This window comes from Bacillus sp. AFS029533 (genome assembly GCF_002585125.1).
Classification (GTDB): domain Bacteria; phylum Bacillota; class Bacilli; order Bacillales; family Bacillaceae_G; genus Gottfriedia; species Gottfriedia luciferensis_B.
Window position 1 is genome coordinate 164,576 of the sequence record NZ_NUQC01000001.1, and the last position, 13,496, is coordinate 178,071.

Annotated in this window: 14 protein-coding genes; 2 read left to right on the forward strand and 12 right to left on the reverse strand. The window is 31.3% G+C overall.

Features of this window, described 5'->3' with window-relative positions:
- Nucleotides 1-53: 53 nt before the first annotated feature.
- From COE53_RS00825 to COE53_RS00840, 4 genes are all read right to left on the reverse strand, one after another.
- Entirely contained in the window at nucleotides 54-1,142 is a 1,089-nt protein-coding gene (locus COE53_RS00825) for a HAMP domain-containing sensor histidine kinase (protein WP_091021645.1), read from the reverse strand.
- A complete protein-coding gene (locus COE53_RS00830; RefSeq protein ID WP_091021647.1) occupies nucleotides 1,139-1,825 on the reverse strand; it encodes a response regulator transcription factor in 687 nt (228 codons plus the stop codon). The genes COE53_RS00825 and COE53_RS00830 overlap by 4 nt, the downstream gene beginning before the upstream one ends.
- A gap of 33 nt (nucleotides 1,826-1,858) precedes the next feature.
- On the reverse strand, nucleotides 1,859-2,416 hold the full coding sequence (locus COE53_RS00835; RefSeq protein WP_069032290.1) for a class I SAM-dependent methyltransferase: 558 nt from the start codon (nucleotides 2,414-2,416) through the stop codon (nucleotides 1,859-1,861).
- A 114-nt stretch (nucleotides 2,417-2,530) separates the two neighbouring features.
- Nucleotides 2,531-3,073, reverse strand: a complete 543-nt coding sequence (locus COE53_RS00840; protein ID WP_098947277.1) for a TVP38/TMEM64 family protein — start codon at nucleotides 3,071-3,073, stop codon at nucleotides 2,531-2,533.
- 402 nt (nucleotides 3,074-3,475) lie between these two features.
- Here COE53_RS00840 and COE53_RS00845 point away from each other — a divergent pair, with 402 nt between their 5' ends.
- On the forward strand, nucleotides 3,476-3,973 hold the full coding sequence (locus COE53_RS00845; RefSeq protein ID WP_142350387.1) for a phospholipase D-like domain-containing protein: 498 nt from the start codon (nucleotides 3,476-3,478) through the stop codon (nucleotides 3,971-3,973).
- A 47-nt stretch (nucleotides 3,974-4,020) separates the two neighbouring features.
- Here the strand turns inward: COE53_RS00845 and COE53_RS00850 are convergent, their stop codons facing one another.
- The 5 genes from COE53_RS00850 to COE53_RS00870 form a co-directional block, all read right to left on the reverse strand.
- On the reverse strand, nucleotides 4,021-4,878 hold the full coding sequence (locus COE53_RS00850) for a TVP38/TMEM64 family protein (RefSeq protein ID WP_098947280.1): 858 nt from the start codon (nucleotides 4,876-4,878) through the stop codon (nucleotides 4,021-4,023).
- A 176-nt stretch (nucleotides 4,879-5,054) separates the two neighbouring features.
- Nucleotides 5,055-6,389, reverse strand: coding sequence for a type I glutamate--ammonia ligase (gene glnA, locus COE53_RS00855; protein WP_056470085.1), 1,335 nt, complete (start codon nucleotides 6,387-6,389; stop codon nucleotides 5,055-5,057).
- Nucleotides 6,390-6,504: 115 nt separating this feature from the next.
- Nucleotides 6,505-7,806: a glutamine synthetase family protein gene (locus COE53_RS00860; RefSeq protein ID WP_069032287.1), complete on the reverse strand. Its 1,302-nt coding sequence runs from the start codon at nucleotides 7,804-7,806 to the stop codon at nucleotides 6,505-6,507.
- 57 nt (nucleotides 7,807-7,863) lie between these two features.
- Nucleotides 7,864-8,265: a MerR family transcriptional regulator gene (locus COE53_RS00865; RefSeq protein ID WP_056470089.1), complete on the reverse strand. Its 402-nt coding sequence runs from the start codon at nucleotides 8,263-8,265 to the stop codon at nucleotides 7,864-7,866.
- A gap of 282 nt (nucleotides 8,266-8,547) precedes the next feature.
- Nucleotides 8,548-8,976, reverse strand: coding sequence for a GNAT family N-acetyltransferase (locus COE53_RS00870; protein WP_098947282.1), 429 nt, complete (start codon nucleotides 8,974-8,976; stop codon nucleotides 8,548-8,550).
- A 331-nt stretch (nucleotides 8,977-9,307) separates the two neighbouring features.
- On the opposite strand from COE53_RS00870, the gene COE53_RS00875 reads away from it, so the two are divergent.
- Nucleotides 9,308-9,967 carry a CatB-related O-acetyltransferase gene (locus COE53_RS00875; protein WP_098947284.1) on the forward strand — a complete coding sequence of 220 codons (660 nt, stop codon included), beginning with the start codon at nucleotides 9,308-9,310 and terminating at the stop codon, nucleotides 9,965-9,967.
- A gap of 125 nt (nucleotides 9,968-10,092) precedes the next feature.
- Here the strand turns inward: COE53_RS00875 and COE53_RS00880 are convergent, their stop codons facing one another.
- The 3 genes from COE53_RS00880 to mtnK form a co-directional block, all read right to left on the reverse strand.
- Nucleotides 10,093-10,470, reverse strand: coding sequence for a cysteine-rich CWC family protein (locus COE53_RS00880; RefSeq protein ID WP_069032284.1), 378 nt, complete (start codon nucleotides 10,468-10,470; stop codon nucleotides 10,093-10,095).
- Between the two features lie 770 nt (nucleotides 10,471-11,240).
- Nucleotides 11,241-12,290: an S-methyl-5-thioribose-1-phosphate isomerase gene (gene mtnA, locus COE53_RS00885; protein ID WP_098947286.1), complete on the reverse strand. Its 1,050-nt coding sequence runs from the start codon at nucleotides 12,288-12,290 to the stop codon at nucleotides 11,241-11,243.
- A gap of 6 nt (nucleotides 12,291-12,296) precedes the next feature.
- Nucleotides 12,297-13,472 carry an S-methyl-5-thioribose kinase gene (mtnK, locus tag COE53_RS00890; protein ID WP_069032623.1) on the reverse strand — a complete coding sequence of 392 codons (1,176 nt, stop codon included), beginning with the start codon at nucleotides 13,470-13,472 and terminating at the stop codon, nucleotides 12,297-12,299.
- Nucleotides 13,473-13,496 lie beyond the last annotated feature (24 nt).

Sequence of the window (13,496 nt, forward strand, 5' to 3'; positions counted from 1 at the left end):
TTTATTATGTAAAAGCATAATAGGATGGAACTTGGAACCACCTTCTAAAAAACTTATAACTTTTTTTTATTTAACTTCACAAAAAATGTGATCCAATCATCTCTTAGTTCGACCCAGATACTTCCATTATGAAGTTCAACAATTCGTTTAGATATAGCAAGTCCTAATCCAGCACTACCTTGACTCTTTCTTGCTGAATCTTCACGATAAAATTTTTCAAAAAATCGTTTAAGATTCTCTGCTTTTACATTAATTCCGTGATTCGATATCGAAAGTAATACTTCATCAGATTTTTGTGTTAGACTTACTTTTATTGTTGATGGTTTAACACTATATTTCATTGCATTCATAAATAGGTTATCAAAAACTCTAACCATTTTTTCGACATCAATATTAATTTCAATATCTTCTGCAATTGACTCCTTTTTAATTTTTAATCCTTCTTTTTGAAAAATAGGTATATTCTCTCCTATTATTTGTTCAATCAACTGACTTAAATCAACCTTTTGTTTTGATAGAATAATATCTGGACTAGATAACCTCGTAAATTCAAAAAGTTCATTGATTAAATTCTTTAAATCATTCGATTTTATATAAATTGTATTCAAGTATTCGTATAACTCATTTTCATTCTTGTATTCTCTATTCTTCAACAAATTACTATATCCTAATATTGAGGTTAGTGGCGTTCTTAAATCATGCGAAACACTAGTTATCAATTCATTTTTGACATTTTCAATATGACGTTCATTTTTAAATTTCCGCTCTAACTCTTTGGACATTGTATTAATATTCATACTCAACTGAGTCAATTCATCTCGCCCTTTTAACTCAATCACAGCCCCAAGTTTACCTTGAGAAATTATTTGAACAGTATTTGAAATTTCTTTTAAATAAAGTATCTTATTTCTAATTAGTAACAGAAAACTAATAATGAAACTTAATATGATAATCACAAATGTTGGAATAATAATGAGATTATATTGTAATGGACTTACATTATTTTGATGAGAAACAAAATAAGGTCCTATAAAAATTTGAGAAATAAAAATTGTAACAATTAAAGAAACACCAAAACTAATTGTGATTGCAACTAATAACTTAATACTAATTCTTTGCCAGTTATGAATTAAATTCTTCATACTTTGTATCCAATTCCCCAAACTGTTTTAATATAAATAGGATGTTTAGGATCATCTTCAATTTTTTCTCTAATATTTGTTATATGAACCATTACGGTATTATCAGATTTTAAAAAGTCTTCTTTCCAAATTGCTTCATAAATCTTACTAACACTTAGTACAATTCCTTTATTTCGGACTAGTAATTCTAATATATCAAACTCTTTTGGTGTTAGTCTCTTTTCGTTCTTTCGTATCCAAACTTGTCTTGTCTCTGTATTTAGTTGCAAGTCACCAAAAACTAATACTATTTCATCATTCTTTTGTATATTGTTATATTTTTTATACCTTCTAAGCTGAGATTTTACTCTAGCGATCAACTCAAGTGGATTAAATGGTTTAGTTAGATAATCATCTGCACCTGAGCTTAATCCTTGTATTTTGTCTAGATCTTCAGATTTTGCCGAAAGCATAATGATCGGTAGTGTCCTTTCCTCTCGAATCATTATGCACGCTTCTATTCCATCTATTTTCGGGAGCATAACATCTAATATAATCAAATCAAAATCTTCATCTTTTAAAAGTTCAAGAGCCTCTTCTGCATCATCGGCTAAAGTAGTAGAAAACCCTTCATTTTCAAGATAAATCGAAATTAATTTTTTGATTTTTTCATCATCATCTACAACCAATATTTTACTTATCAAATTTCACTACTCCTTTCAAAGCGGTACTCTAATCTAATTATTGCAACTTAATACATATGCTGGTGGCAAATTTCTATATTCCTTTTTAATATCTATATTTTTAAAGTAGGTATTAATAAATTTCATCTTTCTCTGAGTATATTGGAATGTAACAAATCTTCCTTGTTCTCCGAGTATCTTTTTGGTGCTTAATAAAATAGTTTTTGATACGTTTAAGGGTAAACTAGTAAATGGCAGACCAGAAATGACATAATCGACATTGTCTATTCCAAAACCTTCTAAATACTTCATAATACTTTCCGCACTATCATTAATAATCGTTACATTATGATTATCTCCAAACTTTCTAATTAAATGGTTATAAAACTCATCATTTTTTTCTACTAAAATAATTTTTGTAGATGGCAATTTTTGCTCAAGTAATTTTTCAGTAAAAACTCCTGTTCCTGGACCGTATTCAATAATCGTTTTAGCTGTCTTAAAATTAATATCATCTAACATTTTTTCAGCCAAAAACGATGAACTTGGCATTAATGCTCCAACAGTTCTTGGTCGTAATATATATTGAAATAGAAATAATAATTTTTTCATAACTTAACCTCCAAATATTTAACTTTTTATGATGAAATCATAATAAAATAAATATCTGAAGAAAAAGTCACTAAATTTCTTAAGAATTTTAAAGAGGTTTAAGTTCAAACTTAATTATAATAAGTGGACATACCTTCCCAATAACACATACCATAAAGCATAACAAGTGTTACTTAGCAAAACGATCATAATGTATGGCCTATACCTCATTCCTGAGGCAGATGAAATTAAACAGGCAGCATCAGTTGGGCATGTTGGAACTGCACCTAGGATGAAGAGCATCCAATATTGGTTTTTCTGTATCCTTTGTCCTATTTTTGGATGTTTGTTTAGGAAGTTTTTATACCATAATGACTTATTTATTTTTTTACCAATGATGAAAATGATACTTTCAGTAATGAACATAGATCCTAGTGATAATAATAAGACAATCCAGGGATTAAAAAGAAAAATCCCAGTCAGTAAAAATAAAGAACTTGGTATCATTAATACAAATCTTAATGAAAAAATAGCAAAGAATAATAAAAGTGCATAGTCCTGTCTATCTGTAATAAATTGAATTAATTCATTCTTAGAAAATGGTATTATCCCAAATTCATACATAACGACTAAAAGAATACTCCAACTACTCAATAAAGTTATTACACGATATTTCACTTTCTTTCCTCATTTCATAGTTTAATAATTAAGTATTCATATTTTCGACTATACATATTAAATTTTCTACTACATTTATATAAGTAATTCTTAAGAAATCATAAAGAACTTTTAATTTTTTTCCTTCTATTGATTATGTATATCAATATTTAAGATTGGAAAAATTAAAATTGCTACATATAGTAATAAGGAAGATTGTAGGTGTTTTATTATTAGCACAAATATCTCTAAGAGCTTAATCGCTTTATCCTTACTGATTTTTTGGGAGCTTTTAATGAGTCAGTCACAAGGATTCTATCAAACAATGAAAAAAGTAATGATCAAAATCTTCAAGATGAAAAAAATAAGGTAAAAGGAGGTATTCAAATTTTTGGAAGTGGACCTGACACGAAGGAACCAATTATGAGGAATGCTTTTCATACTCTGCTTACAATCGCTGAAAACAGTATCTGGATTACCACTCCCTATTTCGTTCCAGACCAAGAGATTTTCACGATTTTAAAACTTAAAGCAATGTCTGGATTAGACGTAAGGATCATTTATCCGGGAAAAAGTGATAGTATTTTGAGTGATTCAGCATCTAAGTCATATTTCGCTCCTCTATTAGAAAGTGGCGTTAAAATTTATACTTATAAAAAGAATTTCCTTCACGCAAAGGTTATATTGATTGATCATGAAATTGCTTCAGTTGGTACTGCTAACTTAGATGTAAGAAGTTTGCATTTAAACTATGAATTGACATCATTTTTATATGAATCAGATGCAGTTGCTCAAGTTAAACAATCTTTTTTAAATGATTTTTCTGTTTCTACTAAGTTAGATGTTACGGAATTTATAGAACGTAGTTTATTTAAAAAGTTAATTGAGTCACTAACACGCTTATTTTCACCCTTATTATAATTTTCTCCAAATAAAAGGAGCTTTTGGCTCCTTTTTTAAGTATAAATCTAATTAAGCTTTCTTTTTTTTAAAAATGTAGTAAGAAAAAATAACACTAGAACTATTATTGAGATTAATATTATTAATTGGTTTGTTGATAAAGAAAATATCTTAGTTAATTCTATTGAGTATGCAAGTAGTGAAGATGTTATTAATTTTGAAAAACATACGATTAATATATATTTTTTAATAGAAACATTGGTAATCCCTGCTCCAACACTGACAATTTCATCTGGCAAAACAGGAACAATCAACAAAATTGTAATAAATAGTGTTTCATTTTTTTTAACCATTTCATTATATTTTGTAAGGTGCTTTGTTTTAATAAACCGATTAACTACCTTTAATCCGCCATATCTTGCTAAAAAAAACATAGTAATATTCCCTAAAACAATTCCTACGAAATCAATTATAAAACCATAAAAAGAACCAAACACTGTACTTGCAGCTAAAACAGTGACTGCTTCTGGAATTGGCAAAGCAATCGGGTGGAAAAAACAGATTAAAAAATAGATCCACTTAGCAATTTTAATATTTTTTCTAAATAGTCCTTCAAAACCATAATAATCAGTTATAACCATAATATTAGATATGTAATAAATTAAAAAAATGACAATTACTACCCCAAAGTTATAAAAAACTAGAATTCGAGTTAACTTTAGAAATTCTTCACTCTTGTTAAAAAATGCTGTTATTGCAAATATCATAATGATAAATGATATAAAAATGCCAATCATTCTAAATTCATAAAGTAACGTTTTTAAAGAACTTACTAAGATAATAATCGGAATAAAACTTACAATCAATTGCAGACATAACCTTACATATCTCCAATTTGAATACTTCATTCTAGATATAGCGTTCATTAAATTCTCCTTAGGCTAACCTATTATTTTAGCGCAAGCAAAGCTCAATTTTACTCTTTTAATAGATTGAATTGTTTAATGGTTATATTATTCAATTAATATAGACCATCTATACCTAAGTAAGTATAAGAAATGATAAAAACCCTCAACGCTAATAGCGTCAAGGGTTGATTTGATTAATATACTGACATGTATTGATCTCTTTCCCAAGGGTGAACTTGAGTACGGAAGATATCCCATTCGATTTCTTTTGCTTCTACAAAGTGTTCGAATAAGTGTGATCCTAGAGCACCAACGATTACTTCGTCAGTTTTTAATAGATCAAGTGCAGCTGCTAAAGTTGCTGGTAAATCGATGATTCCAACTTCTTCGCGCTCTTCTTTAGACATAACGTAGATGTTACGGTCTACTGGAGCTGGAGCTTCTAATTTATTTTTGATTCCGTCTAAACCTGCTGCTAATAATACTGATAATGCTAAGTATGGGTTTGCAGCTGGGTCAACTGAACGTACTTCTACACGTGTGCTTAAGCCACGAGATGCAGGAATACGAATTAGTGGACTACGGTTTCTTGCAGACCAAGCTACGTAACATGGAGCTTCATAGCCAGGTACTAAACGTTTGTATGAGTTTACAGTTGGGTTTGTAACAGCTGTAAAGTTTGGAGCATGCTTTAAGATCCCTGCGATGAAGTGACGTGCAGTTTCACTTAAACCTAATTCACCAGTCTCATCGTAGAATGCGTTTTTACCATTTGTAAATAATGATAAGTTACAGTGCATACCTGAACCGTTTACACCAAATAGTGGTTTTGGCATGAATGTAGCGTGTAAACCGTGTTTACGAGCGATTGTTTTTACAACTAATTTAAATGTTTGAATGTCATCACAAGCTTTGATTGCACCAGCATATTTGAAATCAATTTCATGTTGTCCTGGAGCTACTTCGTGGTGAGATGCTTCGATTTCAAAGCCCATTTCTTCAAGTTCAAGAACGATATCACGACGGCAGTTTTCACCTAAGTCAGTTGGTGCTAAGTCGAAGTAACCACCCTTATCATTTAACTCAAGAGTTGGTTCGCCTTTTTCATCTAATTTAAATAAGAAGAATTCTGGCTCAGGCCCTAAGTTGAAATCTGTGAAGCCTAGAGCTTCCATTTCTTTTAACATACGTTTTAAGTTATTACGAGGATCTCCTTCAAATGGAGTACCATCTGCATTGTAAATATCACAGATTAAACGAGCTACTTTTCCTTTTTCAGCAGTCCATGGGAATACTACCCAAGTGTCTAAATCAGGGAATAAATACATATCTGATTCTTCGATACGAACGAATCCTTCAATTGAAGAACCGTCAAACATCATTTTATTGTCTAAAGCTTTTTCAAGCTGACTTACTGGAATTTCAACGTTTTTGATAATCCCTAGTAAATCCGTAAATTGTAGACGTATGTACTTTACGTTTTGTTCTTTTGAAATACGGAAAATATCTTCTTTTGTAAACTTAGCCATTATAAAAGTTCCCCTTTCGTATGCAACAAACAAAATTAGTCTAACACACTTTAAAATAGAAAAGTAGAGATATGCTACTTCCACTTTTCTATTTTTTTTATTTTAAGTTTAGTGATTAGCAGTTTAAATATGTTTCTTTTTCCCATTCTGATACACGTAATCGATATGCATCCCATTCTTCTTTTTTGTTTTGAAGGAACGAATAAAATACGTGTTTCCCTAAAACCTGCTGCAGGAATTCACTGTTTTCAAGTTCTGTAACTGCTTCAAGCAAGCTTCCAGGCAATGTTTCAATGCCTTCTGCTTTTCTAGTTACGTCATCCATCAAATACAGGTTTTCACTTCGTTCGACTGGAGGTGTTAATTTTCTTTCAATACCATCCAAGCCTGCAGATAATAAAACAGCTAAAGCTAGATAAGGATTTGCAGATGGGTCTGGATTTCGTACTTCGATTCTAGTACCTGCACCTCTTGCAGCCGGTATACGAATTGTACATGTACGATTACTTTGTGACCAAGCTACGTAAACTGGTGCTTCATAACCTGGAACTAAACGTTTATATGAATTAACTGTTGGATTTGTAACTGAAGCATTTGCACGAGCATGTGTTAATACACCTGCAATAAATTGTCGTGCTGTTTCAGATAATCCAATTGAATCATGCTGATCATAAAAGGCATTACCATTATCATTTCCTAGACTCATATGACAATGCATACCTGAGCCATTTTCTCCAAAAATTGGTTTTGGCATGAATGTAGCAACTAAACCATTTTTTTCAGCAATTGTTTTAACTGTATATTTAAATAATTGAATATTATCAGCTGTTTGTAATCCTGGTGCGTATTTCCAATCGATCTCATGTTGACCGATTGCAACTTCGTGATGTAAAGCCTCAACTTCTAATCCTAAAGCCTGAAGTGCTTTCGTAATTTCACGTCGTATTTTAACTGTTTTATCTAGGGGGGCTACATCAAAATATCCACCATTGTCGTTTGGAACTAATTGATTTCCTTCCTTAGTAAATAGGAAGAATTCAGGTTCAGGTCCTACATTAAAGGAAGTAAATCCCTTGTCAGTCGCTTTTTCAATTGCGCGTTTAAGCACATTTCTTGGATCACCTTCAAAAGGTGTACCATTCGGGTAATAAACATCACAAATGAAGAGTCCAACCTTTTCGTTAGTGTCGACTTTCCAAGTATTCAAATCTGGGAAAAGCATCATATCACTTGCTTCAATTTTTGTGAATCCGTTAATACTAGAGCCATCAAACATAGTTTCGTTATTAAGTATTTTTTCAATTTGTGTGATTGGTAGTTCTAAATGTTTGAATACCCCTTCTACATCTGTAAAAAATAACTGTACAAATTCAAGACTATGTTCTTCAACACTATTTAAAATCGTTTCCTTTTTCATTTATATTTCCCCCCATATAAATATAAAAGCTAGAATAATCCAGACTTAATCAATAACTTAATGAAAGAATCGAGACATATCTCCTTGTCGTAAAGAGGTTCTACCTAACTTACCATTTTGATATAACTCTTGACGAAGCATTTTTCGGAGCTGTTCATCTGATATTGATTTTTCAACAATGACTTGTTGAACCACTGTTTCTTTGGATTTTTCTGACGATTTTAAATTGAGTACTTCTTTAATTCCTGCTAAATTTAAGCCTTGTTCTATAAAAGTTTTTATCTCTAATAATCGATCGACATCATTGAAAGAAAATAATCTACGATTACCTTCAGTACGAGCAGGACGAATTAAATCATGCTCTTCATAATATCGAATTTGTCTTGCGGATAATTCAGTTAACGAAATGACTATTCCGATTGGGAAAAGTGGCGTTGAGCGTCTTACTTGATCATTCATAGCAATGCTCCTTTCGTTCATCTATAAGTATTTTATTTCATGTTAGATAATCTGTCAATACGATGTTAGAAAATCTAACATGAAAATATTTGTTTTTTATTCTATGCAATATTAGTTAAAATTCTACTATTTTATTAAAAAAAATAATCTCCATTAGTTTGGAGATTATAACGGTTTGTATTCTCTTCATATATGATTAAATACGTTTATTTGTTGAGGGGATTTAAACTTGGTTTCATTTGAACATCCTCAAATTTAACTGTTATGATATTCACTAAGTACTTAAAAAGATAAATCTTTTTTTAAGAAGAAATGCTCATATTCTCTTCCCACTTTATCAAGTGTTCCATAAACTTGATAGCCGAACCTCTTATAAAAATCTAAAGCCTGGAAGCTCAAAGTGTCTACCTTTATGAAATCACAATTATTTTCAAGCGCTATTTGTTCAACTTCAAGTAACAATTTGGCTCCATATCCAAGTTTACGAATATCTTCATCAATCATAAAAGTATGAATTTCTAACCAATTCCAGCAAATCTCACCTAATATCCCACCACGTACAGTACCATTCTCATCCTTAAGAAATAAATTAACCTCTTGATATCTGCCCCTTAAATCTTCAGGAAAATGTTTTAAGTTAAATTCATACAAACTACTATTAATATATTTTTTATCTTTCTCATTAAAATCCTTAGTTATATTTAGATCCATTTCAACGTTTCTCCTATTCTGTTTCATACAATTTTACCTTATTTTACCATTTACTTCTTCATAATTACTGCTTTTTTGTTCAACTATCCTGTCATTTACTTTAATAAGAAAGACTCATATTAGCAGCTAGTCTTAATCTAATGCATGATTAGTTTAAGGACATAATTTACAATTTGACTAAAGTATCTTATTAAATTATGATTTTTTTTACGTTAACAGAAAGGCTGAAGATAATGGTTCGTCGTTTGAAAAAGTTTAAAAATGTCGCTGTGGTATTAGGCTTCTAAGTAAATTCTAGAATCTACAATACTTAGAAGCGAGGAATATAATTATGAATCATCCATTATTTAATCATTGGTCTGAAACAAAGTATTTAAAAGATATAGTGACAAATCCACTCATTGAAGTAGGGAAGTATTCCTATTATTCAGGGTATTATGGTAATCAAAATTTTGAAGATGGCTGTGTAAGGTATTTATGGGGTGATGCTAAATCCCAAGAACTCTTCAATCCAATTGAACAGTTTGGTTGGCATCTAGATAAACTCATTATTGGAAATTATGTTTGTATTGCAAGTGGAGTTGTCATTTTAATGGGGGGTAATCATAACCACCATTCAGAATGGATTACAGTTTATCCATTTGGTGAACAAATAGGACCATCTTATGAACCAAAAGGTGATACAGTTATTAAAAGTGATGCCTGGATTGGCATGAACGCTATTATTATGCCTGGTGTTACAATTGGTGAAGGTGCAATCGTTGCAGCAGGTTCTGTCGTATCTAAAAACGTACCTCCATATACAATAGTTGGTGGAAATCCTTCAATAGAAATAAAGAAACGATTCACAGATTCAGAGATTAATAAACTAATGGAAATGCGTTGGTTTGATTGGGATAGAGAATTGGTTAAAAGAGCGGTACCTCTTTTGTCCAGTTCATCCATAGAAAAGTTATATGATTTTTATAACATTGAAGTAAAAGAAAGATAATTAAGTTAGACAAGCTACATTCTAAATAGGATGTAGCTTTTTGCATACAATTTTTATTTATTACACAAAATTGGCAGGTTTACTCTTTATAGCAAACCTGCCAATTTTTCTGACCAACTTCTTAGTCAAACTCCTTTATTACGTTCTTTTGTGCAACTTAGGTAATTAGCACATTTCTCTTTGAAACACTTGGTAACTGTTCCTGGTTTAAGATTATCTTTAAACTTTTCATAGCAATAACATACTTCATCGTCCTGTTCAACGCCACTCTTCCGACTAAAGACTATTGGTCCAATATCAGAAGGTTTTAGGTCTTCTATTTTGTTATCTTCTTTGTACTTATCTAAACACGATTTACAAATACAAGATCTTTTCACCTCTTCTGGTGGTATCTGATTAAATATCTCTCTTGGGAAATACTCATCATTACACCAACACGTCTTCCCACTTGAGCACTTATTTTCATTCCCACACATGGGACAGAGCTTAAGCTTAATTGCCATTAAATACCCTCCTCAATAATCTGATTAACAATCTTCGTTATAATATCAGCGGGCATTGTTACGAGCGAATGGCTAGTTCTTACTCAAATTCCTAGCATACGGAACGAACTTTTATTCTTTATTAATTAATGGTCTTTTATTGGTGTACTTCCCACTTAATAACGTTGCGCATTCCCTTTACGGAAAAAGCCTTACTATAAATCCGCTCAATCCCAATGTCCATTTTTCTTCTCTAATTCGAATATGTTTATATGTATTTTACACCATAATTTTACAATTTCCTTCTAAAAATAAACTGAAAGAGACGACTTCAAAAAAGAAATCACTTAAAAAGATAGAAAAATTTCCAGCATGCAGTGCTTTAAAAAGCCAATCCCTATATTTATGAATTGGCTTTTATATGTGCTCTTTTTTATTCAAAATATTAAGCCATTTTGCTTTCGATCTTACAATAATGATATTTTTCTAAGAATATTTTCCATTTCATGTCATGGCAATTCATTCATTTTTATTTTTTCTATATAATATAGAAGATTCCGATTCACATAGACGTTTATTCGAAACTCAAAATCTAGATAATTGGTCTTTTTATATATTTAACTAATAAAGTTTTAAAATTGTACAAGAATGAGAGAAAACCGCTCTTTTTAAGTATTTCCTAGGGAAGACTTAACTAATAAAAAGTAGTAGTTCCTTCTCTTTTAAATGTAATTATTAATCAATCAAAAGTCCCCCAACCATAAGTTGAGGGACTTTTGCATTGAATTAAATTACTCTTGCTCCCAACTTTTAAAAGTTTCCTTATAATCGCTAGAAACGATTCCTTTTTCTGTAATAATTGCCGTTATTAGTTCATTCGGCGTCACGTCAAACGCTGGATTTAGTACATTGATTCCTTCAGGGGCAATTTGAACATTTCCGATATGCGTTACTTCAGTACGATCCCGTTGTTCAATGATAATTTCATTCCCTGATTCGATAGATAAATCGATTGTTGATAAAGGTGCAGCAACATAAAATGGGATTTGGTAAAAGTTTGCTAAAATCGCTAATTGTAATGTTCCAATTTTATTTGCAGTGTCTCCGTTAGCAGTAATGCGATCAGCTCCAACTATTACTGCATCAACCTTTTTATTTTGTAATAAGTAGCCGACCATATTATCAGTTAATAATGTAACTGGGATACCACTTTGTTTCAATTCCCAAGAAGTCAGTCTAGCTCCTTGAAATACTGGTCTAGTTTCTGTTGCATAAGCTGAAATTTCCCAACCTATTTCTTTTGCTAAGTGAAGTGGAGCTAATGCTGTTCCGTATCGACTTGTCGCAATACTCCCTGCGTTGCAATGAGTTAATATTGCTGCGCCGTCATGTAATAATGTTAAAGCGTTTTCACCGATTTCCTTGCAAGTTGCCTCATCTGCTAGATGTAATTTAATCGCTTCTTCCATGATAATTAATTTAGCTTCGGAAACAGTCACTGCTTCTTTACTATATTCAATTAGTCTTTCAACAGCCCATGCTAAATTTACTGCAGTTGGTCTCGCGCTAATCAGTTCATTTGCTAATACTCTTGCTTGTTGATGAAATTCATCAATTTGTTCAGTTTCAAGTTCTCGAACACCTAAATAAAGTCCATACGCAGCTGCTAAGCCAATCGCTGGTGCGCCTCTTACTTGTAATTTTACGATTGCTTCACGTACATCTAATAATGTCGTTGCATCAAAATAATATATTTCAGTTGGTAATTTTGTTTGGTCTAAAATTTTTAAACTTTCACCGTTCCATTGTAATGATTCAGGTATTTGCTGTAATGTAGTCATCAATTATTACTCCAATCCATTAAGTAAATTTCCAATATTTCTAATAGTAAATCTATTTTTTATACAATAAACTCCGAATTTTAAGACTTTTTTCTTTGCTTTAATTTTTTGGTTATGTTCCAGTGAATCAATGTCTTCAACGTGAGCAAGACCGATACTTCTTCGGATTAATTCACATCCAATAACCCCAATTGCATCCACCCAATATCCTTCTAATTTTTCGTTAATTAGAGCTTTTTGATTAAATGGTCTAACACTATGCTCTTCCCAAAGTTGAATAAATGTTTCATTAAAAACTTTTTCAATGTTTAAAATGTGTTCGATAATTTCGTCTTTTAGCTCAGTACGGCTGAAAAGTTGAAAAAGTAAATTTGCTTGAATTTGCCCTAAATCAAATCCAATTGGTCCTACAAATGCAAATTCCGGGTCAATTATTTTTGTTTCAGTCTCAGATACGAAAATGCTTCCCGTATGTAGGTCACCATGTAATAAAGCTTCTTTTTTCGATAAGAAATCTAATTTTAATTTCGCAACTTCAATTTGAAGATCAGCATCATTCCAAAGTTCTTGAATTTCATCTGTTAAATCTTCTTCAAAACTATTTGTTTCACTATTAAAAAATGGATCTGTATAAACAAGATTTTCTGTTATATCACATAAGTCAGGATTATTAAAAAGATACTCTAGCTCTTTCTTCTTAGCAGGTGAAGTTCCAAAGTCAGAAGTGAAAAATAATGACTTTGCTAAAAATTCACCGATATGTTCGGCTAAAAACGGATAGCTTTTTTTCTCAATGAAACCTTTTCGTAAAATTTGTAAGTGTGAAAGATCCTCCATGACAGTTACGGCTTGATCTTCGTCATGCTCTAAAATTTTCGGTGCATGCAATGGGATTAGCTCATTGTATATTTTTGTAGCATTACTCTCGATCGTAGCTCGCTTTAATGTAAGTGGCCAGCTTTCACCAACAACTTTTGCGTATGGCAGAGCCTGTTTTATAATTAGCCCTTTCTCACTTCCTACTGGTTTAACTTTAAACACTAAATTTAAATTCCCATCCCCTATTTCAATACATTCACATAATTCATTTTTAAAATAGCCAAGTTTTTGTAAATAAGTAATTGCAGTTGCTTCTGTTAATGGTCTATATTCTTTTCGTTCAATGACAGTCACTAAATTCATCCCCCTTGAATTTTGCAAAATAAA

What these genes read in the sequence shown, in the direction of transcription:
- COE53_RS00825 (WP_091021645.1), bottom strand. Translation starts at nt 1,142, where the DNA reads ATGAAGAATTTAATTCATAACTGGCAAAGAATTAGTATTAAGTTATTA.
- COE53_RS00835 (WP_069032290.1), bottom strand. Translation starts at nt 2,416, where the DNA reads ATGAAAAAATTATTATTTCTATTTCAATATATATTACGACCAAGAACT.
- COE53_RS00845 (WP_142350387.1), top strand. Translation starts at nt 3,476, where the DNA reads ATGAGGAATGCTTTTCATACTCTGCTTACAATCGCTGAAAACAGTATC.
- COE53_RS00850 (WP_098947280.1), bottom strand. Translation starts at nt 4,878, where the DNA reads ATGAACGCTATATCTAGAATGAAGTATTCAAATTGGAGATATGTAAGG.
- glnA (WP_056470085.1), bottom strand. Translation starts at nt 6,389, where the DNA reads ATGGCTAAGTTTACAAAAGAAGATATTTTCCGTATTTCAAAAGAACAA.
- COE53_RS00860 (WP_069032287.1), bottom strand. Translation starts at nt 7,806, where the DNA reads ATGAAAAAGGAAACGATTTTAAATAGTGTTGAAGAACATAGTCTTGAA.
- COE53_RS00865 (WP_056470089.1), bottom strand. Translation starts at nt 8,265, where the DNA reads ATGAATGATCAAGTAAGACGCTCAACGCCACTTTTCCCAATCGGAATA.
- COE53_RS00870 (WP_098947282.1), bottom strand. Translation starts at nt 8,976, where the DNA reads ATGGATCTAAATATAACTAAGGATTTTAATGAGAAAGATAAAAAATAT.
- COE53_RS00875 (WP_098947284.1), top strand. Translation starts at nt 9,308, where the DNA reads ATGAATCATCCATTATTTAATCATTGGTCTGAAACAAAGTATTTAAAA.
- COE53_RS00880 (WP_069032284.1), bottom strand. Translation starts at nt 10,470, where the DNA reads ATGGCAATTAAGCTTAAGCTCTGTCCCATGTGTGGGAATGAAAATAAG.
- mtnA (WP_098947286.1), bottom strand. Translation starts at nt 12,290, where the DNA reads ATGACTACATTACAGCAAATACCTGAATCATTACAATGGAACGGTGAA.
- mtnK (WP_069032623.1), bottom strand. Translation starts at nt 13,472, where the DNA reads ATGAATTTAGTGACTGTCATTGAACGAAAAGAATATAGACCATTAACA.